The organism is Bradyrhizobium sp. 1, assembly GCF_023073315.1.
Lineage (GTDB): Bacteria > Pseudomonadota > Alphaproteobacteria > Rhizobiales > Xanthobacteraceae > Bradyrhizobium.
The window spans coordinates 977,713-1,000,658 of the sequence record NZ_JADPJH010000033.1 but is presented as its reverse complement, the minus strand read 5'-3'; the positions used below and the strand labels follow the sequence as shown (position 1 = coordinate 1,000,658).

The window sequence follows — 22,946 nt, the reverse complement described above, 5'->3', positions numbered from 1 at the left end:
GCGGCACGGCGGTCAACGTCACCTTCGGCGACGGCACCAACGGCACCGTCAAGACGCTCGATCAGCTCAACTCGCAGCTCCAGGCCAACAACCTGTCCGCGACGATCGATGCCAATGGTCTGCTCACGATTTCTGCCTCGAACGACTATGCGTCCTCGACTCTTGGGTCGACGGTCGCAGGTGGTGCGATCGGCGGTACGCTGACGTCGTCGCTGACATTCACGACCGCTTCCACACCGGTGCAGGATACGGTTGCCCAGGCGTCCCGCGCCAATCTGGTCTCGCAGTACAACAACATCCTGAACCAGATCGACACCACTTCGGTCGACTCCTCGTTCAACGGTGTCAACCTGCTGAACGGTGACCAGCTCAAGCTGGTGTTCGACGAAACCGGCAAGTCGAGCCTGAACATCACCGGCGTGAGCTACAACTCGAAGGGTCTCGGTCTCGCCTCGCTGAGCGTCGGTGTCGACTTCATCGACAACGCTGCGACCAACCGGGTGCTGACCAATTTGAATTCGGCCTCGAGCACGCTGCGCTCGGAAGCCTCGGCGCTCGGTTCGAACCTCTCGGTGGTGCAGATCCGTCAGGACTTCAACAAGAACCTGATCAACGTGCTGCAGACCGGCTCCTCCAACCTGACCCTGGCCGACACCAACGTCGAGGCGGCCAACAGCCAGGCGCTGTCGACCCGCCAGTCGATCGCGGTCTCCGCGCTGTCGCTGGCCAATACGTCGCAGCAGAGCGTGCTCCAGCTGCTCCGCTAGTAACGCACTGAAATTACACCACAAAGTATGGCGGCGGGGCTTCGGCCCCGCCGCTTTTTTGTTGCCACTGGGCCCGTGCGAAACCGGGGAAGGGCCGCTAACCCCCCATTAACCCTGTCCCTTAAGTGGCCGTTAACCATACTTTAAAGGACAGGTCCTAAGACTGGACAAAAGCCCGCTTCCAGACCCGCGCGGCCGATTCGTATCCGGTTCAAGAGGAAGACCTGCCAATGTCCAACATCGTTCTCTCGGCGTCCGTTCGCCAGAACCTGTTGTCGCTGCAGTCGACGGCCGACTTGCTGGCCACGACGCAGCAGCGCCTGTCGACCGGCAAGAAGGTCAATACGGCGCTCGACAATCCCACCAACTTCTTCACCGCACAGGGGCTGGACAACCGGGCGAGCGACATCGGCAACCTGCTCGACGGCATCAACAACGGTGTGCAGGTGCTCCAGGCCGCCAACACCGGCATCACCTCGCTGCAAAAGCTGATCGACAGCGCGAAATCGATCGCCAACCAGGCGCTTCAGACTACGGTCGGCTACTCCACGAAATCGAACGTCTCGACCACCATTCCCGGCGCGTCTCCGGCCGATCTGCGCGGCACGACCTCCTATGCGAGTGCGACCGCCAACAGCAACGTGCTTTATACTGGTGCGCCTGGTGGCGTGACGCCGGTGACGTCGGGCGCTTCGCTCGGCGCCTCGCTCGGATCGACCGCGGGCACCCTGACCGGCGTGGCCGCCAAGGCTGCCGACACCACCACCAACCTCGTCGGCACCGACACTCTTCTCGGTTCCACGCCCGCCACGACATTCGGCGCATCACCTGCGGACGGCGACTCGATCACCGTCAATGGCAAGACCGTGACCTTCCGCACCGGCGGGGCGCCTACGACGCAGCCGACCGGTTGGGGCCTCGACGCCAGCGGCAACATCGCCACTGACGGTAATGGTGACTCGATCGTCTATATGGGGACAGCCGCTGCGCCCAAGGCCACGGTCAACGACGTCCTCAGCGCGATCGACCTCGCAAGTGGTGTCAAGAGTGCGGCAATCAGCGCTGGCGCAGCGACCATATCCGTGAGCGGCACGACCGTTGGTACGCTCCAGACTGCATCGTCCATCGCGGGCACCGGCATCGTAACGCTGAAGAGCTCGACGGGCGCAGACCTGAACGTGACCGGCAAAGCCGACTTCCTCAAGGCTCTCGGCGTGACGTCGGCGACCGGCGCCGGCAATGCCAGCGTGTCGGCAGCTCGGTCCACAACTCTCGGCTCGCTTGGATCCCTGGTTCAGGACGGCTCGACGCTGAACATCGATGGTCACACCATCACCTTCAAGAACGCCCAGACGCCGCAGTCGGCGGCCAGCGTAACTTCGGGTGGCGTCAACGGCAATGTCGTCACCGATGGAAACGGCAACTCGACGGTCTATCTTCAGAGCGCGACGCTGACCGACCTGCTCAACTCGATCGACCTCGCCACCGGCGTCAAGACCGCCAGCATCTTCCTTGGTGCCGCGTCTCTCACGACCACCGCGGGCCAGATCCCGTCGTCGGTGAACTCGAGCGGCCAGCTGGCGCTCTCGACCGGCATCAACGCCGACCTTTCGATCACCGGCACCGGCAACGCGTTGTCTGCGTTCGGCCTCAGCGGCAACACGGGAACGGCGACCGCGTTCAGCGCGGCGCGCACTTCTGGTGTGGGTGGTGTCAGCGGCAAGACGCTGACCTTCACCTCGTTCAATGGCGGTACGCCCGTCAACGTCACCTTCGGCGACGGCACCAACGGAACCGTCAAGACGCTCGACCAGCTCAACGTGCAGCTTCAGGCCAACCACCTGACCGCAACAATCGACGCCAACGGCGTGCTCACGGTGACCACCGTCAACGAATACGCTTCTTCGACCCTCGGCTCGACGGCCGCGGGTGGCGCCGTCGGCGGCACGCTCACCGGCGTGCTCGCCTTCACCACCGCACAGCCGCCGGTCCAGGATCCCGTCGCGCAGACGGCGCGTTCGGGCCTGGTCAGCCAGTTCAACAACATCCTGGCGCAGATCGATACCACGTCGCAGGACTCGTCCTTCAACGGTGTCAACCTGCTCAACGGCGACACGCTGAAGCTGGTCTTCAACGAGACCGGCAGCTCGACGCTCGGCATCAACGGCGTGGTGTTCAATGCGGCGGGTCTCGGGCTCAGCAACCTCGTCCCCGGCACCGACTTCATCGACAACGGCGCCACCAACAAGGTGCTGACCAGCCTGAATGCGGCCTCGAGCACGCTACGCTCGGAAGGTTCAGCGCTCGGCTCGAACCTCTCGATCGTGCAGGTGCGCCAGGACTTCTCCAAGAACCTGATCAACGTGCTGCAGACCGGCTCGTCCAACCTGACACTCGCCGACACCAACGAGGAAGCGGCCAACAGCCAGGCGCTGTCGACCCGCCAGTCGATCGCGGTCTCCGCGCTGTCGCTGGCCAACCAGTCGCAGCAGAGCGTGCTCCAGCTGCTCCGCTAATTTCGCAGCGCAAGATAGCTACTCGAGATATCGCGGCGGGGCTCATGCTCCGCCGTTTTTATGGAGATCGCTAAGGCGGGATTAGCCGCGAATGATGCGCGTCATGCGAGCCGTGTTTACAGCGTCCATGTGTGCATCTAGCTTCGCGATGAAGGACTCTCGGACCCGTAATAATCCGGAGTGCTTCCAAGCACACACGTAAGCAAATCTTAAGCGGTGCTGCCTAGGGTTGGGAAAGAAATCCTTAAGCGCGTTCAACGGGCTAGGTAACCTCCAAGGTGTGATTGATGTCGAATTCCGCTGCCTCGGCCTACGCGCGTGTTGCAACGACCACCGCATCTCCTCGTGACGTCGAGGCGCAGACTCTGCTCAAGGCCGCCAACAAGCTCCAGGACGCGATCAACAACGCCGAGCCCTTCAGCGAGCAGACCACGCAGGCGCTGATGTTCAACCGCAAGCTCTGGACCATCTTCCTGAGCGAGGCGATGCGTGACACCAATCCGCAGCCGCTCGACGTCCGCCAGAAGATCGCCAACATCAGCGTCTTCGTGCTGAGCCAGACCGCCGCGCTCCAGATGAGCCCGCAGTTCGATCATTTCCGTCCGCTGATCGAGATCAACCGGAACATTGCGGCTGGGCTCTCCGGCCGCCCGTGATCGAGGCCTGTCATGGCCGACCTCCTGAGCATCCTGTCGACCGCGTACAAGTCCAACGTGCTTTCGAGCACTTCGGGCTCGTCCAAATATGTCCCGGTCGATTCCTCGCTCTATCAGGGCAGCTGGGCCGGGACCTATTCCGACGGCAAGAAATTCTCGCTGAACGTCTCGCAGGTCAGCGGCTTTCGCGCGCAGATCCGCTACCAGAGCGAAGGCACGTCCCAGTACCAGCAGGTGCTGATCAAGGACGGCTCGTTCCGGTTCGGGAATACCAAGTTCACGCTGACCGATATCGGCAAGGCGCAGGTCAAGAACGTCGCCACCGATCCCGCGACCGGTTCGACCTATCTCGATACCGCGCAGGCCACGCTCGACACCTGATCGTCAGGCGCTCAGGTCCGTATTGAGCGGACGCGAGGGCTGGGACTTCAGATCTTCTGCATGGAAATAGGCCCGCCGGCGCAGCATCGCTTCGTCGGGGAACTGGTTGACCACTGCATCGGTCCTGTCGTTGACCACCTGAAACACGAAAGACGCGGCCGCCTGGTCGAACACGACCTGTCGCGAGACGTTCTCGTTGCTCTGGAGATCATTGCGCGCAGGCGCGCTGGAATTGCTTGCGGCGACCGTCTGGCTCACCGGCAAATCAGTTTGCACCGCCTCGTTCGCCGCCGAATTCGACGTCGTTACGATCTGCGTTGGGACCGGTATCCCCACCGGCCTGATGCTGAAATCTGTACTCATGGCAGCCTCCTGGTTGCCTCGCGTGAGTCAAATCCCAACCCCTCTCAATACGCAACCATGGAACACGAGGTTTGAACATCGGGTAAGGAAACGTGGCTAACCACGCGGCGATATCGCCGCGCGGTTTTTCGTAAAATTGTCGCTTGTTGTCGCGTGCGCTCAGAGCGAGCGGCTGACGGCGAGCGGGGTGATGTGGCGCGGGCCCGGAATCGCGCGGCGGCCTGCGGCCGTATAGGTATTCGGCACGTTGCGCTTCTGGATCTCGGCATTGACGCCGCGCACGACGCTTTCGGAGACCGCATGTGCGGTCGCGAGTACGGTGAGATTGACCTGGAGCATCGCGCGGAACGCATCATGATGCCGATGCAAGGTCGAGAGCAGCTCGGGCGCCGATTTCGCAAGCTGGGCCTGGTTGGTCTTCAACTCGCTGACGGCGCTGACATAGTTTCGCGACAGTTCCTGCTTCTTGCTCTCGAGGGTCATCGCCTCGCGGACCTTGCCGGCGCGAACGAGCTCGGTCTCGTGCTCGATCAATGCGAGCAGGGCGTTCATCGCATCCATCAGCTGCTCGGCGACCTTGCGCGCCTCGGCGTTGCCCGGCGCGGTGTTCGGGCGCTGCGCTTGCATCGGCGGACGTGAGGCATTGAACTGGTTCATCTCGTTTGACCTTATGCCGTGCGGAGCGTTTTTGCCTGCTGCATGATGAGCGTGCGGTAGACTTCGGTGGCGACCCCGACGCCGCCAGCCTTGGCGAAGTTCTTGGAATATTGCTCGGTCAGCATCGAGCGCCACACGCCGGTGCCGGTCGTGTCGCCGAACGGGCCTTCGCCCTTCAGGCCGGACGTCATCTGCGAGAACATGCTGTTGAGGAACATCGCCTCGAAATCGGTGGCGGTCTTCTGCGACTTCGCCTGTTGCTGCGGCGAGACCTTCTGAAGCGCGGCGGCGAGCTCGAAGTCGGGGCGGCCGTTGCGGCTTTCTACGGAGAAAGCCGACGATGTGGTGGCGCGCGGGGTATTGATGGTGCTGGTTTGCATCACATTACCTCGATGTCGGCTTCGATCGCACCGGCGGCCTTGATCGCCTGGAGGATGCTGATCATGTCGCGGGGACCGATGCCGAGGCCATTGAGGCCGTCGACGAGCTGCTGCAGCGAGACGCCGTCCTTGACGAGGGCCAGCTTCTTGCCGTCCTCGCTGACGCTGACGCTGCTGCGCGGCGCGACCACGGTGCGGCCGCGCGACAGCGGGTTGGGCTGGCTGACCTGCGGGCTCTCGGAGATGGTGACGGTGAGGTTGCCCTGCGCCACCGCGACGGTGGCGACGCGGACGTCGCGGCCCATCACGATGATGCCGCTCCGCTCGTCGATGACGATCTTGGCGGCGAGATCGGGATCGACCTGGAGCTGCTCGATCTCAGTGAGGAAAGCAACGACGTTGCCCTTGAACTCCGGCGGGATCGACAACTGCACCGTCGAGGGGTCGATCGGCTCGGCAGACTTAACGCCGAGATAGTCGTTGATCGCGGCCGCGATGCGCTTGGCAGTGGTGAAGTCGGCATTGCGCAGCGCGAGGCGCACGTTCGGCAAGCGGTTGAGTGCGAACTCGATCTCGCGCTCGATGATGGCGCCGTTGACGATGCGGCCGACGGTCGGGACGCCGCGCACGATTTTCGCGGCTTCGCCTTCGGCCTGGAACCCGGAGATCGCGAGCGAGCCCTGTCCGACCGCGTAGACGTTGCCGTCGGCGCCGAGCAGGGGCGTGACCAGCAGCGTGCCGCCGCGCAGATCCTTGGCATCGCCGAGCGCGGAGACGGTGATGTCCATGCGCGTGCCCTGGGTGGCGAAGGCCGGCAGATTGCCGGTCACCATCACGGCGGCGACGTTGCCGGTGCGGATGGTCGCGCCGCGGATGTTGACGCCCATGCGCTCGAGCATCGCTTGCAGCGACTGCTTGGTGAAGGGGATGTTGTTGAGGGTGTCGCCGGTGCCGTTGAGGCCGACGACGAGGCCGTAGCCGATGAGCTGGTTCTGCCGCACGCCTTCGATATTGGCGAGATCCTTGATGCGCGAGGTCGCAGCCGCAGACGCGACCGAGAGCGCCAGCGCTGACAGCGCGGCGCAGGCCACTGCAAAAATCCTTACCCAACGAACGCCTGGCATCCTCTGCTCCCCGAGGCTCCTCAAATCTCGGACCATCTGCGACACTCCCATGACGAGCTGGTCCGACGCTGTCCTTGCGAGCGCTGTGCCAACGCGGGGCAGTGGGGTTAGGCGGTTGAATAGGTTGAATAAAGCTGTTTCGACCGGTGTCAGCGGGCGTTCTCCCTGAGGAGCGAAACTGCCGCCTGTCGGCAGATTTTGCCGGGCTGTTTACGCGTCGTTAACCATAAAACGGCGAATGTGGCGCATCGATCACCCGGATTGCTGCGATGCGCATCTACGGACCGAATGGCACCACGCTTGGAACGCCGGCCAGCCAGGGCAGGCGGACGGGCTCCGGCACCTTCGTGCTACCCGACACCTCGTCGGCGCAGGAGACGCGGAGCGCTGCCGCACCGAAGGCGGCTACCAGTCTCGACGGGCTGCTCGCGCTGCAAGGCATCGAAGAGAATCCGGTCGAGCGCCGCAAGCGCTCGGTTGCCCGTGGCAAGACCGCGCTCGACGTGCTCGACGATCTCAAGATGGGGCTGTTGTCCGGCAATCTCGATGCGTCGACCGTGCTGCGGCTGCGCGATGCTGCGGCGAATTTGAAATCGTCCTCGGGCGATGCGGGACTTGATTCCGTGCTGTCAGAGATCGAGCTGCGGGTCGAGGTCGAACTCGCCAAGGCCGGGCAGGCGTAGCGCCTTACGCCGCTACATCCTTCAACTGCGTGTCGTAGCGGCGCTGGGCGGCGAGCACGTCCTTCAGATTTTGCTCGGCCCAATCGCGCAAGGGATCGACTGCGCCGGCGAGCGTCACGCCGAGCTGCGTGATCGAATACTCCACCGTGACAGGCACGGTTGCGATGGCGCGGCGATTGATCAATCCGTCGCGCTCGAGTGACTTGAGAACCTGGCTCAGCATCTTCTGCGAAATGCCTTCAATCGTTCGGCGCAACTGATTGAAGCGCATCGGCTCCTCGCGCAGCAGCAACAGGATCAGCACCGCCCATTTGTCGCCGACGCGATCGAGGATCTGACGCGTGGGGCAGTTCGCGGCATAGACGTCGGGTTTCATATCGGGGTCCTCAAGATCCATTCAAGTCGCTTGCCGGCTCGCGCGCCGGTTACTCCTGCGTAATCAGGTAAGCACAAAGTGCTCTCTTAACACCAGCATTCTTTTAGATATCTAGTTACCGCTAGTTACTACAAAGCAAAGGAAGCCTTCCATGAAAATCGCAGTCGCCGGCGCCTCGGGCCGCGCCGGGTCGGAGATCACCAAGGAACTGTCGCGCCGCGGCCACGCGGTCACGGCCATCGCCCGGAACCCCGAGAAGATCGCTGGCCTCCCGAACGTCACCCCCACCAAGGGCGACGTGCTCGACCAGGCCGGCCTTGCCAAACTGTGGACGGGGCACGACGTCGCCGTGAGTTCCGTGCACTTCCTGGCCAGCGACGCACTCAAGCTGATTGGTGCCGCGAAGGCGTCCGCTGTCGGTCGTTACCTCATCGTCGGCGGCGCAGGCAGCCTGGAAGTCGCGCCCGGCGTGAAACTGGTCACAACCCCCGGTTTTCCGGCCCAATACAAGGCCGAGGCGGAGGCGGGCGGGGCTTTCCTTGACCTGCTGCGGCAGGAAAAGGAGCTGAACTGGACCTTCATCTCGCCGTCGGCCCTGTTTGTCGAAGAGGCCCGCACCGGCAAGTTCCGGCTCGGGACCGATCAGCTTCTCGCAGATGCGAACGGCAAGAGCTGGATCAGCTTCGCCGACTACGCGATTGCGCTGGCCGATGAGATCGAGCGGCCGGCCCACCTGCGGCAGCGTTTCACGGTCGGATACTAGGCCTTCGGCCGCCCCCGGGCCCTCCAGGATAAACCTTCCTGTGCAAGGGCTTGGGGGCGCCAGCCGGGCCATCAGGGAAGCATTGTCTGTCACAGGAGGCCGCTATATAAGGCCCCGCTCAGCGGACCCCGTTCCGTTTGCGAGTCGTTGCTTAGACAGATAGGCCGCCCTTGGAAAAGTTGAAAAACTACCGACCGACCGAAAAAGAGCCTTTCATGAACGATCGGCAGAAGGAGTACTTCCGTTTGAAGCTCCTTGCCTGGAAGGATGAGATTCTCAAAGAGTCCAAGCTCACCCTGCAAACTTTGCAGGAGGAGAATGTGAATCACCCCGATCTCGCCGATCGGGCATCGTCCGAAACCGACCGCGCCATCGAGCTCCGCGCCCGCGACCGCCAGCGCAAGTTGATCGCCAAGATCGACGCCGCGCTCCAGCGTATCGAGGACAACACCTACGGCTATTGCGAAGACACCGGCGAGCCGATCTCGTTGAAGCGGCTCGAGGCCCGGCCCATCGCGACGCTCTCGGTGGAAGCGCAGGAGCGCCACGAGAAACGCGAGAAGGTCTATCGCGACGAATAGAGTCCGAGCCGCAGCGATGCGGCTCTTTGTTTTTGGACGCAAGGCGCCGTTTCGCGCCGCGATCAGCATTTTGCCTGTCGCTTGCCGTCGCGCGTCTCAGCGCGCGAGCGCAATCGCGAAAAGTGAATCGCGATCAATGGGCTAGAGTCCATTCCTCCGAGCTCACGTGAGTTCGGATGAGAAACAGCCTTCACTTCAGGTGGGGTGAGTTTTGCGAGTCGCATCAACGAGGTCGACTCGTATGCTGAGATGCTGAGCCAGCAGCTTCACGCATTGCTGCAATCAGGCCTCGAGCGACACCGCAAGGCGCGCATCCCCATAAAGCCTGGACCAGCTCAATATTTCCTTAAACGCCGGCAACAGGCCGTAGGCCGCATCCGTCAGCTCGTACTCGACCCTCAAGGGTTTCTCCGCGAAGGCGGTCCGCGACACCAATCCGTCCTGCTCGAGCTCGCGCAATTGCGTGGTCAGCATGTGCTGGGTGATGCCGCCGATCGATCGCCGCAAGGCGCCGAACCTGATAGCACCGTTCATCAGCGCGAACAGGATTTCCAGCTTCCACTTGCCGCCGAGCGCATGGATGGCGCGCTTGAAGTCGGCGAGCAAAGCAGGGTCGGGGCTGCAATCGCAGTCGCCCTCGCAGGTACTGGTCAGGTTTTCCATACCGGTCTCGAAATCCATTCTACTTGTTCCCCCGGGAGATAGTGACCAGATCCGGCCTTGAGCAGGGTGGCGGACCCAATTCGCTCGCCCACGCAACGAGGGGTATTTGGCAATGAGCACTGTCCTGGTCACCGGCGGGTCCGGCTTCGTCGGCATCCATGTCGTCCTGCAACTGATGGCGGCTGGCCACACGGTGCGGACGACGGTGCGCCGGCCGGACCGGCAGGCCGATGTGCTCGCGATGCTGCGTGAGGGCGGGGCAGCGTCGTCCGAAAGCCTGTCCTTCTTCACCGCCGACCTCACGGCAGACGAGGGATGGCGCGAGGCCGTGGCGGGCTGCGACTACGTGCTTCATGTCGCCTCGCCGCTCTCGACCAGTGTTCCCGAGGACGAGAACGAGATGATCATCCCGGCCCGCGACGGCACGCTGCGGGTGCTACGGGCCGCGCGCGAGGCCGGCGTCAGGCGCGTGGTCGTCACCTCGTCGCTGGGCGCGATCGGTTACGGCCACGAGCCGCGTGAAAAGCCGTTCGACGAGACCGACTGGACCAATCTCGCCGGCAGCGATGTGCAGCCTTACGTCAAATCCAAGACGCTGGCCGAGCAGGCGGCCTGGGATTTCGTCGCGCGCGAGGGCGGCGGGCTGGAGCTGTCGGTCGTCAATCCTGCGGGGATTTTCGGTCCGGTGCTGGGGCCGGACTTCTCCGGATCGATCGAGATCGTCAAATCGCTGCTCGACGGCGCCATGCCGGCGGTGCCACGGGTCTATTTCGGCGTGGTCGACGTGCGCGACGTCGCCGATCTGCATTTGCGGGCGATGACGGCGCCCGAGGCGAAAGGTGAGCGCTTCATCGCCGTCTCCGGCGCGACGATGTCGATCCTCGATATCGGCAAGGTGCTGCGGCGGGAACTCGGACCACGTGCGCGCCGGGTTCCGCGACTCCAGGCCCCGGACTGGCTGGTGCGGCTCGCCGCAAACCGGATTCCGCTGCTGCGCGCGGTCGCGCCGATGCTCGGAAAGGTCAGGCATTCCACCAGTGCCAAGGCAAAGTCGCTGCTCCGCTGGCAGGCGCGTTCGAACGACGAGGCGATCCTCGCGACGGCCGAAAGCCTGATCCGGCTCGGCCTGGTCAAGGGGTGAGGGCACCATCGAGCCGCCTCTTGGCCACGCTTGTCACGCCGCGGCGGGGATGCTCCACTGCCGCGCATGATCGCGTAGCGTGGGAGCCGGCGCCGATGGACAAGATTCTCCAAGCCGCAAAGGCGATCGCGCTGGCGCGCCGCAACCATGCGCCGCTTGCCGCGCTCGAGGTTCCCCCGGGCGACGAGGCCGAGGGCTATCAGGTTCAGCGCGCGCTTCACGATCTGCTGCTGCCGCATGTCGGGCCGCTGGTCGGCTACAAGATCGGCTGCACCAGCCAGGTGATGCAGGAGTACATCGGCATCCCGCACCCTTGCGGCGGCGGCCTGTTCCAGAAGGGCGTGCACGACAGCGGTGTGAAGCTCGCATCCTCCAACTATGTCCGCGTCGGCGTCGAGTGCGAGATCGCGGTGCGGCTGAAGCGGGACCTTGCCGCCGGCGAGGCGCCGTTCACGGCCGAATGGGTCGGCGAGGCCGTTGAAAGCTATCATCCCGCGATCGAGATCGTCGACGACCGCTATGTGAAATGGGAGACGATGGGCGCGCCGACGCTGATCGCCGACGATTTCTTCGCCGCCGGCTGCGTGCTCGGCGAGGTGGTGCCGCGCTCGTCCGTGCCGGACCTGAAGGCGATCAAAGGCCGTGCCATTGTCAACGGCGAGGAGGTCAGTCACGGCACCGGCGCCGACGTGCTCGGCCATCCCCACAACGCACTCGCCTGGCTCGCCAACCACCTTGCCGCCGACGGCAAGGGTCTTCACGCAGGACAGCTCGTGCTGACGGGAAGCCTGGTGAAGACGCTGTGGCTGAAAGCCGGCGACAAGGTACGGATGGAGCTGGACGGGCTGGGCGTCGTGGAGGCCGAGTTTACTTGAACTCTCTCCGTCGTCATTGCGAACGCAGAGAAGCAATCCAGAGTCTTTCCGCGGTGGCAGTCTGGATTGCTTCCGCCTTCGCTGAGGCTTCGGCGGACAAGTCGCTGCGTTCGCAATGACGGAGTGTGAGGCAGCTGCGTCGCCATTGCGCGGACCTGACTCGTAGCTCGCAGCATCGCCACCACGAAAAAACATGCGGCCCTCGCCAGGGGAGCTGGCGAGGGCCGCGTCGTACATCGTCGTTCGCGCCTAGGTTCGCGAACACGATGTGGGAGCTCGGGAGAAACTTAGAAGGGCAGCAGCACGTCCATGACTTGCTGACCGTAGCGGGGTTGCTGCACGTCCATGATCTGGCCGCGGCCGCCGTAGGCGATGCGGGCCTGTGCGATCTTGGTGGAATCGATGGTGTTGTCGCTCTGGATGTCTTCGGGGCGGACGATGCCGGCGACGATCAGTTCGCGGATCTCGTAGTTGACGCGGATCTCCTGCTTGCCCTCGACCACGAGGTTGCCGTTCGGCAGCACTTGCGTGACCACCGCGGCGACGTTGGTCTGGAGCGCTTCCGTGCGATTGACCGAGCCCTTGCCGTCGCTGGAGGCGGTGGAGTCGGCGGTGAGGAGGCGGCCGGGCAGCACCTTCTGCGCCTGCACGCCCAGCGTCTTCGACCCGACGAAGTCGGTGATGCCGGAGTCTTCCTTGTTGGTGCGGCTGCGCTGGGTCTCGTTGGCGATGTTGGCCTTGTCGGTGATGTTCACGGTCACGGTCAGGAGGTCGCCGACATGGGTGGCGCGCTGATCCTTGAAGAAGGCGCGGCTACCGTTGCGCCACAGCGAGTTCGGATTGTAGGAGGCGACTTCCGGCTTCGGCATCGGCATCTGCACCGGCTTGTAGCCGGGCTGCGTCGTCGGATTGTCGATCGCCGACATCTTCGGTTGCTCGCCGATCTGCGACAGGCGGTCGATCGAGGAGCAGCCGCTCGCCAGCGCGCAAGTCGCCAGCAGCAGGGCCGAGATCGCGATGCGACGAAGACGGAAAGCCGAACTGAAACTGGACATGACTTACTCTGACTTGGCTGGAGCTTGCGAGGCTTGAACTTGCGGGATCTGGGCTTGGGCGATCTGGGCCGGCGACGCGGGGGCCTGGACCAGGTTCCGGACGAGGGCTGCAGTGTCGACGGGGGCAGGCGCTTCGTCACGCTTGAGTGACGAGGTCTGCTCGACTGCGGGCGCCATCGGCGCGGACTGGCTCGCGCCCTGGATCGTGATCTGGCCGCGGCCGGTGACGACACCGCTCAGCGTGCGCTTGGTCTGCAGGTTGAGGACGCTCACAGTGTCGCCCTCGGCGCCGCTCTCGATCGCCTTGCCGCGCGTGGTAAGGTAGATCCCGGGAACCTGGTAGATGACGGTGACGTTCTGGTCGCGCTGCACGAAATCGGGCTTGATGATGTCGGCGACGCGGATCGGCGTGCCCGCCCGCATCGGCCGGCGCAGCTGCATGCCAACGGTCCGGTCGCGCGAGGCGGCTTCGCCGGAGATCTCGGCCTTCGGCCGGCGCTCCAGCGCGATATCGGAGGATTTCAGCAGCTCGATGCGGTCGATGTCGCGGGTCAGCACGACCACTTCCACCGTCTCGATGGCAGTGCCGGTGAAACGCAGCTTGGTCGGCGTCGGATTGTTGTCATTGTTGATCTCGAAGGCGACGTCGAAACGGCCGCTGCGCGCATCGTAGCGGGTCGCGACTTGCTGGAGCGCACCGCTGTTGGAAGCATCCAGCCGCATGTCGGCGACGCCGCGGTCGAAGGTGACGGTGATGTTGGCGGCCTCGCCGAGGCCGAAGCGGCGCTCGAGCGCCGAGGCCACCGCGTTTTCGAGGTCCTTGTTGGCGAGGGTGCGGGCGAGGCGGGTGACCTGGACCTCCTTGATGTCGCCGGTCATCACGCCGATCACCTGTTTGGCGCGCAGCACCGATAGTACCTGCGCAACGGGTAGGGCGCCGGTGGTGCCGAGATCGGGCGAGCGATAGACCGCAATCAGCGCGGCCGACCCGGCATTGTCGATGAGATCGCCGACCCGAACCACGTCCGAGGACACGGTGACGTTCGCGCGCAGCGTCGGCGTTGCGATGAAATCGTCGGCGGCCTGCGCCGGCAGGGCCAGTGCGAGCAGCGCGGAGATCGTGGCGAGGGTGGTGCGGATCATCGTCATCACCTCAGCGGAACAGCGCCGTGGTCGATTGCATCATTTGGTCGGCGGCGCTGATGACCTTGGCGTTCATCTCGTAGGCGCGCTGGGCGGCGATCAGGTCGCTCATCTCCGAGACGACGTCGACATTGGCCTGCTCCAGGCTGCCTTGCGTGATCTTGCCGTAGCCTTCGGCATTCGCGGTGCCGTCCTGCGGCGCGCCGGACGACGGGGTCTCGGTGAACTGGTTGTTGCCGACGGGCTGCAGGCCCGCTTTGTTGATGAAGCGGGTCACACCGAGCTGGCCGACGATGGTCGAGGTCGACGAGCCCGGCAGCGTCACCGAGACCTGGCCCTGCTCGCTCACGGCAAGGCCGGAGGCGTTGTTCGGGACGGTCATGGTCGGCTGCACAGGATTGCCCTGCGCGGTGACGATGCGGCCCTGATTGTCCATCTGGAAGGTGCCGTCGCGGGTGTATTGATAGCTGCCGTCGGGCATCAGGATCTTGAAGAAGCCTTCGCCCGAGAGCGCGAGGTCGAGATCGTTGCCGGTCTGCGACAGCGTGCCCTGCGTCATGCTGCGCGGCGTGCCGACGGTCTTGACGCCGCCGCCGATGTCGACGCCAACAGGCAGGATGGTGCCCTGGTCCGAGGCCTGCGCGCCGACGCGGCGGACGTGCTCGTAGATCAGGTCCTGGAACGCCGCGGTCTGCTTCTTGAAGCCGGTGGTGCGGAGGTTGGCGATGTTGTTGGAGATCACCTGAACGTTGAGTTCCTGTGCCGCCATTCCGGTCGCTGCGGTGTGAAGAGCCTGCATGTCAGTTTTCCTTCAATCAGGCCGGAACGTCGGCGAGTTTTTCGATCGCCGATTTGTGCATATCGCTCTGCTGCTGGAGCAAATTGGCGATGGCGGTGTAGCTGCGCATGACTTCGACCATGCGGCTCATCTCGCCGACCGAGTTCACGTTCGACTTCTCGATGTAGCCCTGCTCCACTGTGGATTTGGTGGCGGGCAGCTGGTTGGCGGAGCCGGCGCTGTACAGATTGGCGCCGAGCTTGGTCAGCTTGGCCGGATCGTCGAACGAGGCCATCTTGATCTTGCCGCGGATCGAATCGGTCTTGGCCGTGCCCTCGAGCACCGTGACGGTGCCGTCGGGGGCGACGTTGATGTCATGGTCGGTCGCCTGGAAGGTGATCGGGCCGCCGGTGCCGAGCACGAGGTTGCCGTCGGAGGTGACGAGCTGGCCGGTGCTGTTGAGCGAGAATTTGCCGTCGCGGGTGTAGCGCTCGCCGCCATTGGCCTGCACGGCGAAATAGGCGTCGCCGCTGATGGCCATGTCGAGCGGGTTCTTGGTCATCTCCATCGGCCCCGGGCCGGTGTCGCGGAAGGTGCCGCGGTCCTGCACATAGGAGACCCGGCGGTCCGACGAGATGAAATTGTCCTCACGCGCGTTCGAGTTGAGAAACTCCTCGAACATCGAATGGTCGGCCTTGAAGCCGTTGGTGTTGGCATTGGCGACGTTGTTGGCGATGACATCCATCTGCCGTTCCAACGTCATCTGCCGTGACAAGCCGATCAGAAGCGCGTTCTGCATCGGAAGATCTCCCCTGAGTGAGATCTGCCTCCTCGCTCTCCCAAGCGCTTAGGCCGACCCCGTGAACGAGACAGTCAGGTTCTCCCAAACCCTTCGGTCTCGGCCCTCTCTCAGCGAAAGCCGTGCCAACGCAGAAAATTATGCAATTTCAATAACTTGAATATTTTTTGACGTCGCGGGCAGGCGGCAGAAAGGGTCTGTTAGCCATGTTTGCCCGGCAGATTTTTCCTAGTGGGGGCCCAATCGAAAGATTCCGTTAACCATTATTACCGTAGCGTTTGCAGTGAAGAGGAGCGCATTGCGCTGGGGCATTTGTATCGCGTCACTGTCTGCCAGGGGGCTTTGCTCTTTCGACCCGTTTAAGAGATGAGCGAGCCCATCGACCATGGCAGAGAATGAAGAAGGCGGCGCAGCCGCCGAGGGCGCAGAAGCCGCACCCCCGAAGAACAAGCTCAAGCTCATCGTCATGGCTGTCGGCCTGCTCGCCGTCCTCGGCGGCGGTGCGGCGACCTGGTTCTTCTTCTTCCGTCACGGCGATGACGAGCATCATGCCGAGGCGGCGGCCCCGCCGAAGCCGCCGGCCTTCGTCGACGTCCCCGACATCATGGTCAACCTCGCCGGCGCGCCCGGCGAGCGCGTGCAATATCTGAAGCTCAAGGTCGTGCTGGAGCTGAAGGAGGAGAAGCAGATCGAGGCGATCAAGCCGACGATGCCGCGCGTGACCGACATCTTCCAGACCTATGTGCGCGAACTGCGCTCCTCCGACCTCAACGGCTCCGCCGGCGTCTTCCGGCTCAAGGAAGAGCTGACCAAGCGCGTCAACGCGGCGGTCGCGCCGATCCAGGTCAGCGCGGTGCTGTTCAAGGAAGTCGTGATCCAGTGACGATGCTGCGGAAGGTAACGGGCTAGCGTCATGGCCGGCAACGAGCAGATGGACCAGGATGCGATTGCCGCCCAATGGGAGGCGTCGCTCGATTCCGAGGATCCCGCGGAGGCCGCGAAAGCCGCTGCCGAAAACGAACTATCCGAGACCATGGCCCTGCAATGGGCGGCCATGGTCGAGGACGGCAGCCGCGATCTCGGCTCCGGCAAGAACTCCGGCGAGCGGGTGCTGTCGCAGGAGGAGATCGACAACCTCCTCGGCTTCACCGTCGGTGACGTCACGCTCGACGACCATTCCGGCATTCGCGCGATCATCGATTCGGCGATGGTCTCCTACGAGCGTCTGCCGATGCTCGAAATCGTCTTCGACCGGCTGGTGCGGTTGCTGACGACAAGCTTGCGCAATTTCACCTCGGACAATGTCGAAGTCTCGCTCGACCGTATCACCTCGGTGCGCTTCGGCGACTACATGAACTCGATCCCGTTGCCCGCCGTCCTCACCGTCTTCAAGGCCGAAGAGTGGGACAATTTCGGCATGGCGGTGGTCGACTCCAGCCTGATCTACTCGATGATCGACGTGCTGCTCGGCGGCCGCCGCGGCACCAGCCAGCTCCGCATCGAGGGCCGGCCCTACACCACGATCGAGACCGAGCTGGTCAAGCGGCTGGTCGAGGTGGTCATGGCCGATGCCGAACAGGCATTCCGGCCGTTGTCGCCGGTGACCTTCACGATCGACCGGCTCGAGACCAACCCGCGTTTCGCCGCGATCAGCCGTCCTGCCAACGCCGCGATCCTGGTGCGCTTGCGCATCGACATGGAAGACCGCGGCGGCAACATCGAGCTGCTGCTGCCTTACGCGACCATCGAGCCGATCCGGGGCGTCCTGCTCCAGATGTTCATGGGCGAAAAATTCGGCCGCGACACGATCTGGGAGGGCCATTTCGCCACCGAGATCAACCAGGCCGAGATCGCCGTCGATGCCGTGCTCTACGAGGCCGACATCCCGCTCAAGCAGCTGATGCGGCTGAAGGTTGGCGACACGCTGCCGCTCAATATGCGCGCGGATGCCAACGTCACCGTGCGCTGCGGCGACGTCACGTTGACCGAGGGACGGATGGGCCGGGTCGGCGACCGCGTCGCGATCCGCGTGACGAAACCCCTGCGCAAGCCAAGTACGACACTTGCGATGTTCGAGAAGGTCGACGAGCAGAACAAGATGATGGAGGCCCCATGAACCACTCCCTGGGAATGGCGATCGAGACACTGGTGGCTATCCTGCTGATGCTGACGATCTGCTACTGTATCCTGCTGAATAAGCGGCTGACGCGGCTGAAGGCGGACGAGCATTCGCTGAAGGCGGTCATCGGCGAGCTGATCACCGCGACCGAGATCGCCGAGCGCGCGATCGGCGGGCTGAAGCTCGCCGTGCGCGACGTCAACGAGAATCTCGGCAGCCAGCTTGCGGCCGCGACCCAGATGTCGGACCAGCTCTACAAGCAGCTCAGCGAAGCCGACAACGTGGTGCGGCGCCTGTCCAAGATCGCGATCGCCGCGCGCCCCGTCACCAATCCGGAAACCCTCGCGGTGCCCACGGCCAAGCCCTCTTCGGCGAAGGCGGTGGCGGCTGCGGCTGAAGCCTTCTCCGAGCGCCGGCGATCCAACGGCCTTGCCGCATAAAGCCATGGTATGAAGTCCTTCCGTAACATCCGCGTCATTCCAGTCGTCCTGGTCGCCGTCGCAGGTCTCGCCATGCTCAAGGTCGCGGGCCTCGTGATCAATGGCGGCTACGTGTTCGACTACCAGCCGAACCAGGTCAAAAAATCCTGGGCGCAGGAGAATTTGAATTTTCCGACCGGCCGCGACGACCCCGATATCACGGGCTCGACCCATGGCGCGCCGAAGGAGGCGCCCAAGCCGGCAGCTCCCGAGACCAAGTCCGAAGGCACCGCGGTCAAGGTGGAGGAAGCCCCGCCGCAGATACCGGCGTCCGAGCGCGCCATCCTCGAACGCTTGCAGGCGCGCCGCCAGGAAATCGAGGCCCGCCAGCGCGAGATCGACATCCGCGAAAGCCTGCTGAAATCGGCCGAGAAGCGCATCGAGAACAAGGTCGAGGAGATGAAGGCGGTGGAATCCCGCATCTCCACGACCCAGGCCGAGCAGAAGGCCGCCGAAGCCCAGCGCATGAAGGGCCTCGTCACCATGTATGAAGGCATGAAGCCGAAGGATGCCGCGCGGGTGTTCGACCGGCTCGAGATGGGCGTGCTGATCGAGATCGCCTCGGCGATCGCGCCGCGAAAGATGTCGGACATCATGGGACTGATGTCGCCGGAGGCCGCCGAGCGGCTGACCGTCGAGATGGCCCGCCGGGCCAATGGCGGCGGCGATCAATCCGCTTCCGCCGGCGATCTGCCCAAGATCGACGGCAAGCCGACGCAAAAGCCGAATTGAGGGCTCATACTTAAGAAGCCCTTAATTGCCAAAACCTACAATCGACGGCATGGGCCGGCGCCAGTGCCGGCATGGGCAATCGAACCGGAAGAAATACCGCCAATGGCGCGAGAGGCTGCCGCTGGATTTATGTCGCGAGCCCGCGCTTTGGCGTGGGTGCTGTCGCGTCATGTCTGCACGGCGCCCGTGCTGGCGGCCTGCCTGCTGATCGGCCTCAGTGCACCCGCCCGGGCCGCGGATGCGATCCGGGGCGAGGCGACTTTCTCGGCTGGCGGCGGCTTTGCCCGTCTCGTGATCAAGCTCGGCGAGGATGTGCCCTCCGAGGTGACGACGGCCGGCTCCATTCTCATCATCCGCTTCGACCGGGCCGTCGACGTTCCCGTCGATCGTGTGCCGGAAGGCGCGCCCGATTACGTCAATTCCGCCCGCCGCGATCCCGACGGTGGCGCCATCCGCCTGTCGCTGGCGCGGCGCGTCACCGTCAACACCATGAATGCCGGCGAGCGCACCTTCGTCGACCTCTTGCCGGAGGGCTGGAAGGGGCCGCCGCCGAGCCTGCCCATGGACGTGGTCAAGGAGCTCGCCGAGCGCGCCCGCGTCGCCGAACGTGCCTTGCGCGCCCAGCGCGCCGCGGCCGAGTCCAAGAAGCGTCCGCAGATCCGCGTGCGCGCCTCGATCCAGCCGACTTTCGTGCGCTTCGTGTTCGAGATGCCCGACGGCGTCGGCGTCTCCTCCGTGCTCAACGAGCAGAAGCTCACGCTCGCCTTCAACGCCAATCTCAGCTTCGACCTGGCCGACGCGGTCGTCGCCGCGCCGCCGAACGTCGCCTCGATCAAGCAGAAGGCCGACATCGACCAGACCAGTGTCGAGGTCGCGCTGATCGGCGATTCCGACGTGCACTCTTTCCGCGACGACAAGAACTACGTCGTCGACATCTCCTTCCAGCCCGACAAGGGCAAGATGGCCGCAACGGCCGAGTCCATGATCGCGCAGGCCAAGCCAGCGGCCCAGGGTCATGGACCGGCGCCGGCCGCGGAAAAGCCGGCGGCCGAGAAGCCCAAGGACGCTCACCGCGAGGTGGCGCCACCGACGTCGGAGACGATTGCGCGCGAAGCGAAGATCGACATCAAGCCCGAGGGGAAGTCGGAAGCGCCTGCTCCGATGCCGGCTGCCGAAGCGCCGAAGCCTGCGCCGGCTTCCGTGGCTGAAGCTCCGCACGCTGCGGAAGCGCCCAAAGAAACAGCCAAGGAAACAATCAAGGAAACAGCCAAGGAAGCCCCTAAGCCCGCGGCGGTTGTTGCCGAAGCTCCAGCCGCGCCCGGCAAGCCCGCAGTTGCCGAAGCGCCCAAGGAGGTCGTGAGGGAGGTTGCAAAGGAGCCTGTCAAGGCTGCGCCCGCCGAGGCGCAGGCCGCGCCGCAGCCGGCTATCGCAAGCGTCGATGCGCGCCGCGACAGCGATGGCTTGCGCGTGACGTTCCCGCTTCAGGTCTCGACCCCCGCGGCGGCGTTCCGCCGCGGCGACACCGTCTGGCTGGTGTTCGATACGCCGAAGCCGATCGATGTCGAGGCGATCCGCAGCAAGGGCGGTGCGATGATCGGGGAGGTCAGCCGCATGCCGCTCGACAAGGGGCAGGCGGTGCGCATCCGTCTCACCCGGCCGCTGGTCTACTCGCTGACGAGCGAGGAGGTCGGCAAGGAGACCAACTGGCTCCTGACGCTCGCCGACAAGATCCAGGCGACGCCGCTGCCACTGATGATGTCGCGCAACATCACCGATCCCGCGCTCGCCAACATCGCAATCCCCTTCGCCAATCCAGGCCTGCTGCACAAGCTCACCGATCCCGATGCCGGCGACATGCTCTATGTCGTCACCGGGCAGCGGCCGGTGCGCGGCTTCATCAAGCGGCAGGATCTCGTCGATCTCTCGCTGCTGGAATCCGCGCACGGCATCGCGATCCGCCCGAACTCCGACGAGGTCGGCGTAGAGGTCGGGTCCGACAAGGTCATTCTCGGCAAGAAGGGCGGACTGACGCTGTCGCCGGTCGACATCTCCGCCGAGCGCGCCCCGACCGCAGTGCGCCCGGTGTTCAGCCCCGAAGGCTGGCGCAAGGGCCAGTCGGAGGACTTCTGGACGCGCCAGAGCGATCTGATCACGGCGATCTCCGTCGTCGAGCCGGCGCAGCGCTCGCTGCCGCGGCTCGACCTCGCGCAGTTCTACATGTCGCGCGCGATGTACTACGAGGCCAAGTCCGTCACCGACTTGATGCTGAGCGATCCCCTCAACAAGGAGGAGAGCGGCGCGCTGATCATGCATGCGATATCGAGCATCCTGATCGGCCGTCCTGCACAGGGACTGAAGGATCTCGCCAATCCCGTGATCGGCAACAGCCACGATTCCCAGCTCTGGAAAGCGCTCGCTTATGCGCGCCAGGGTAAATGGGCGGACGCCCGCGAGAAGTTCAAGAATGTCGAGTTCGCCATCGCCTCGCTGCCGCTCGACATCCAGCGCATCGTGACGATGGACGCGATGCGCTCCTCCCTCGAGGTCAAGGACTATGCCGGCGCCTCCAAGCGGCGCAGCGAGCTCGAGATCGTCGGCGTACCGGCCGAGGCCGCGCCCGGCTTCGCCGTGCTGCGCGGCAAGCTCGCCGAGGCGCTCGGCCATGACAAGGACGCGCTCGACGATTACAAATTTGCGGTTGCCTCGAGCGACCGGCCGGCTGCGGCGGAAGCCAAGCAGCTCGAGGTCGCGCTGCGGCAGAAGCGCGACGAGATCAGCAAGGAAGACGCGCTGCGCGATCTCGAGACGCTGTCGATGACCTGGCGCGGCGACTCCATCGAGGTCAAGACCCTCCAGATGCTGTCGCAAATGTATGCCGAGAACGGGCGCTACCGCGACGCGCTCACGGCGGCGCGCACTGCGACGAAGCTTCAGCCCAACGCAGAGGCCTCGCGCCAGGCGCAGGACCTCGCCTCCGACCTGTTCACGCAGATCTTCCTGGGGCCGAAGGGTGACGATCTGCCCGTCGTCGAGGCGCTCGGGATGTTCTACGAGTTCCGCGAGCTGACGCCGATCGGCCGCCGCGGCGACGAACTGATCCGGCGTCTCGCCGACCGTCTCGCTTCGATCGATCTGCTCGACCAGGCCGCCGAGCTGCTGCAATACCAGGTCGATCACCGCCTCGAAGGCGCCGCCCGCGCCCAGGTCGCCGCGCGCCTGTCCATGATCTATCTCGCCAACCGCAGGCCGGACAAGGCGATCACGGCGCTGCGCGCGAGCCGCATCAGTGATCTCTCCGGCGAACTCCGGCAGCAGCGCCTGCTGCTGGAGGCACGGGCGCAGAGCGACGTCGGCCGCCACGACCTTGCGCTCGACATCGTCTCCAACGTTTCCGGGCGCGAGGTGCTTCGTCTGCGCTCCGACATCTTCTGGGCGGCGCGGCGCTGGCGCGAATCCGCCGAGCAGATCGAGCTCTATTACGGCGAGCGCTTCCGCGACTTCAAGCCGCTCAACGCGGTGGAGAAGAGCGACATCATCCGCGCCGCCGTCGGTTATGCGCTCGCCGACGACTCGATCGGCACGTCGCGCTTCCGCGAGAAGTACGCGCCGCTGATGAGCGAGAGCGCCGACCGCGCCGCGTTCGACATCGCCAGCAAGCCGTCCGCGTCCTCCAGCGCCGAATTCGGCGAGATCGCCAAGCTTGCCGCCAGCGTCGACACGCTCGACGGCTTCCTGCGCGAGATGAAGCAGCGCTTCCCCGATGCCACCGCCCGCGCACCGGCCGCTCCGCAGGCCAAGGACGAGACCGACCACACCGGCTCGCTGCCGACGATCCCGGTCGTGCGGCAGATCAAGATGACGCGGTAGCATCTCTGCTACCTCCGGGCCTCTCGACCGGTGCCGCTGACGTCGCTC

24 protein-coding genes are annotated in these 22,946 nt (G+C 64.5%); 14 read left to right on the top strand and 10 right to left on the bottom strand.

Annotation, left to right across the window (positions count from 1 at the left end; translation table 11 throughout):
• From IVB29_RS29910 to IVB29_RS29895, 4 genes are all read left to right on the top strand, one after another.
• A partial coding sequence (locus IVB29_RS29910; RefSeq protein ID WP_253075712.1) for a flagellin occupies positions 1-767 on the top strand: 767 nt, incomplete at its 5' end.
• 230 nt (positions 768-997) lie between these two features.
• Entirely contained in the window at positions 998-3,283 is a 2,286-nt protein-coding gene (locus tag IVB29_RS29905) for a DUF1522 domain-containing protein (RefSeq protein WP_247506968.1), read from the top strand.
• Between the two features lie 287 nt (positions 3,284-3,570).
• Positions 3,571-3,939 (top strand): flagellar biosynthesis regulator FlaF, encoded by a 369-nt coding sequence (gene flaF, locus IVB29_RS29900; protein ID WP_247506967.1) that lies wholly within the window; start codon positions 3,571-3,573, stop codon positions 3,937-3,939.
• A gap of 12 nt (positions 3,940-3,951) precedes the next feature.
• Positions 3,952-4,320 (top strand): hypothetical protein, encoded by a 369-nt coding sequence (locus IVB29_RS29895; protein ID WP_247506966.1) that lies wholly within the window; start codon positions 3,952-3,954, stop codon positions 4,318-4,320.
• A 3-nt stretch (positions 4,321-4,323) separates the two neighbouring features.
• On the opposite strand, the gene IVB29_RS29890 is transcribed toward IVB29_RS29895, so the two are convergent.
• The 4 genes from IVB29_RS29890 to IVB29_RS29875 all read right to left on the bottom strand — a co-directional run bounded on the left by IVB29_RS29890 (position 4,324) and on the right by IVB29_RS29875 (position 6,844).
• Positions 4,324-4,683 carry a hypothetical protein gene (locus IVB29_RS29890; RefSeq protein WP_247506965.1) on the bottom strand — a complete coding sequence of 120 codons (360 nt, stop codon included), beginning with the start codon at positions 4,681-4,683 and terminating at the stop codon, positions 4,324-4,326.
• Between the two features lie 159 nt (positions 4,684-4,842).
• Positions 4,843-5,340: a hypothetical protein gene (locus tag IVB29_RS29885; RefSeq protein ID WP_247506964.1), complete on the bottom strand. Its 498-nt coding sequence runs from the start codon at positions 5,338-5,340 to the stop codon at positions 4,843-4,845.
• Positions 5,341-5,351: 11 nt separating this feature from the next.
• Positions 5,352-5,720, bottom strand: a complete 369-nt coding sequence (flgJ, locus tag IVB29_RS29880) for a flagellar assembly peptidoglycan hydrolase FlgJ (protein WP_247506963.1) — start codon at positions 5,718-5,720, stop codon at positions 5,352-5,354.
• On the bottom strand, positions 5,720-6,844 hold the full coding sequence (locus tag IVB29_RS29875; RefSeq protein ID WP_247506962.1) for a flagellar basal body P-ring protein FlgI: 1,125 nt from the start codon (positions 6,842-6,844) through the stop codon (positions 5,720-5,722). Before IVB29_RS29875 ends, flgJ begins: the two co-directional genes overlap by 1 nt.
• Positions 6,845-7,113: 269 nt before the next feature.
• Here IVB29_RS29875 and IVB29_RS29870 point away from each other — a divergent pair, with 269 nt between their 5' ends.
• Entirely contained in the window at positions 7,114-7,527 is a 414-nt protein-coding gene (locus tag IVB29_RS29870; protein WP_247506961.1) for a flagellar assembly protein FliX, read from the top strand.
• A 4-nt stretch (positions 7,528-7,531) separates the two neighbouring features.
• Here the strand turns inward: IVB29_RS29870 and IVB29_RS29865 are convergent, their stop codons facing one another.
• Complete coding sequence (locus tag IVB29_RS29865; protein ID WP_247506960.1) at positions 7,532-7,903, bottom strand: helix-turn-helix domain-containing protein; 372 nt, start codon at positions 7,901-7,903, stop codon at positions 7,532-7,534.
• A 151-nt stretch (positions 7,904-8,054) separates the two neighbouring features.
• On the opposite strand from IVB29_RS29865, the gene IVB29_RS29860 reads away from it, so the two are divergent.
• Together IVB29_RS29860 and dksA are read left to right on the top strand one after the other, a co-directional pair.
• Complete coding sequence (locus IVB29_RS29860) at positions 8,055-8,666, top strand: NAD(P)-dependent oxidoreductase (protein WP_247506959.1); 612 nt, start codon at positions 8,055-8,057, stop codon at positions 8,664-8,666.
• Positions 8,667-8,881: 215 nt separating this feature from the next.
• The gene (gene dksA, locus IVB29_RS29855) at positions 8,882-9,247 is read left to right on the top strand and encodes an RNA polymerase-binding protein DksA (RefSeq protein WP_092028481.1); all 366 of its coding nucleotides are present in this window, start codon (positions 8,882-8,884) and stop codon (positions 9,245-9,247) included.
• A 282-nt stretch (positions 9,248-9,529) separates the two neighbouring features.
• Here the strand turns inward: dksA and IVB29_RS29850 are convergent, their stop codons facing one another.
• Positions 9,530-9,928, bottom strand: a complete 399-nt coding sequence (locus tag IVB29_RS29850) for a helix-turn-helix domain-containing protein (RefSeq protein WP_247506958.1) — start codon at positions 9,926-9,928, stop codon at positions 9,530-9,532.
• 94 nt (positions 9,929-10,022) lie between these two features.
• Here IVB29_RS29850 and IVB29_RS29845 point away from each other — a divergent pair, with 94 nt between their 5' ends.
• Complete coding sequence (locus IVB29_RS29845) at positions 10,023-11,051, top strand: aldehyde reductase (protein ID WP_247506957.1); 1,029 nt, start codon at positions 10,023-10,025, stop codon at positions 11,049-11,051.
• A gap of 95 nt (positions 11,052-11,146) precedes the next feature.
• Positions 11,147-11,926: a fumarylacetoacetate hydrolase family protein gene (locus tag IVB29_RS29840; RefSeq protein WP_247506956.1), complete on the top strand. Its 780-nt coding sequence runs from the start codon at positions 11,147-11,149 to the stop codon at positions 11,924-11,926.
• 287 nt (positions 11,927-12,213) lie between these two features.
• Here the strand turns inward: IVB29_RS29840 and flgH are convergent, their stop codons facing one another.
• The 4 genes from flgH to flgF are packed head-to-tail and all read right to left on the bottom strand — an operon-like array spanning position 12,214 to position 15,701.
• Complete coding sequence (gene flgH, locus IVB29_RS29835) at positions 12,214-12,981, bottom strand: flagellar basal body L-ring protein FlgH (protein WP_247506955.1); 768 nt, start codon at positions 12,979-12,981, stop codon at positions 12,214-12,216.
• Positions 12,982-12,984: 3 nt separating this feature from the next.
• Positions 12,985-14,124, bottom strand: a complete 1,140-nt coding sequence (gene flgA, locus IVB29_RS29830; protein ID WP_247506954.1) for a flagellar basal body P-ring formation chaperone FlgA — start codon at positions 14,122-14,124, stop codon at positions 12,985-12,987.
• A gap of 10 nt (positions 14,125-14,134) precedes the next feature.
• Positions 14,135-14,923 carry a flagellar basal-body rod protein FlgG gene (gene flgG, locus IVB29_RS29825; protein WP_092028095.1) on the bottom strand — a complete coding sequence of 263 codons (789 nt, stop codon included), beginning with the start codon at positions 14,921-14,923 and terminating at the stop codon, positions 14,135-14,137.
• 16 nt (positions 14,924-14,939) lie between these two features.
• Positions 14,940-15,701: a flagellar basal-body rod protein FlgF gene (flgF, locus tag IVB29_RS29820; protein WP_247506953.1), complete on the bottom strand. Its 762-nt coding sequence runs from the start codon at positions 15,699-15,701 to the stop codon at positions 14,940-14,942.
• A 385-nt stretch (positions 15,702-16,086) separates the two neighbouring features.
• On the opposite strand from flgF, the gene fliL reads away from it, so the two are divergent.
• From fliL to IVB29_RS29795, 5 genes are all read left to right on the top strand, one after another.
• On the top strand, positions 16,087-16,584 hold the full coding sequence (fliL, locus tag IVB29_RS29815; RefSeq protein WP_247506952.1) for a flagellar basal body-associated protein FliL: 498 nt from the start codon (positions 16,087-16,089) through the stop codon (positions 16,582-16,584).
• A 30-nt stretch (positions 16,585-16,614) separates the two neighbouring features.
• Positions 16,615-17,817, top strand: a complete 1,203-nt coding sequence (gene fliM / locus IVB29_RS29810) for a flagellar motor switch protein FliM (protein WP_247506951.1) — start codon at positions 16,615-16,617, stop codon at positions 17,815-17,817.
• Positions 17,814-18,260, top strand: coding sequence for a DUF6468 domain-containing protein (locus IVB29_RS29805; RefSeq protein WP_247506950.1), 447 nt, complete (start codon positions 17,814-17,816; stop codon positions 18,258-18,260). Before fliM ends, IVB29_RS29805 begins: the two co-directional genes overlap by 4 nt.
• A 9-nt stretch (positions 18,261-18,269) precedes the next feature.
• A complete protein-coding gene (locus IVB29_RS29800; RefSeq protein ID WP_247506949.1) occupies positions 18,270-19,031 on the top strand; it encodes a flagellar protein FlbB in 762 nt (253 codons plus the stop codon).
• A gap of 102 nt (positions 19,032-19,133) precedes the next feature.
• Positions 19,134-22,898 carry a tetratricopeptide repeat protein gene (locus IVB29_RS29795; protein WP_247506948.1) on the top strand — a complete coding sequence of 1,255 codons (3,765 nt, stop codon included), beginning with the start codon at positions 19,134-19,136 and terminating at the stop codon, positions 22,896-22,898.
• Positions 22,899-22,946: the final 48 nt, after the last annotated feature.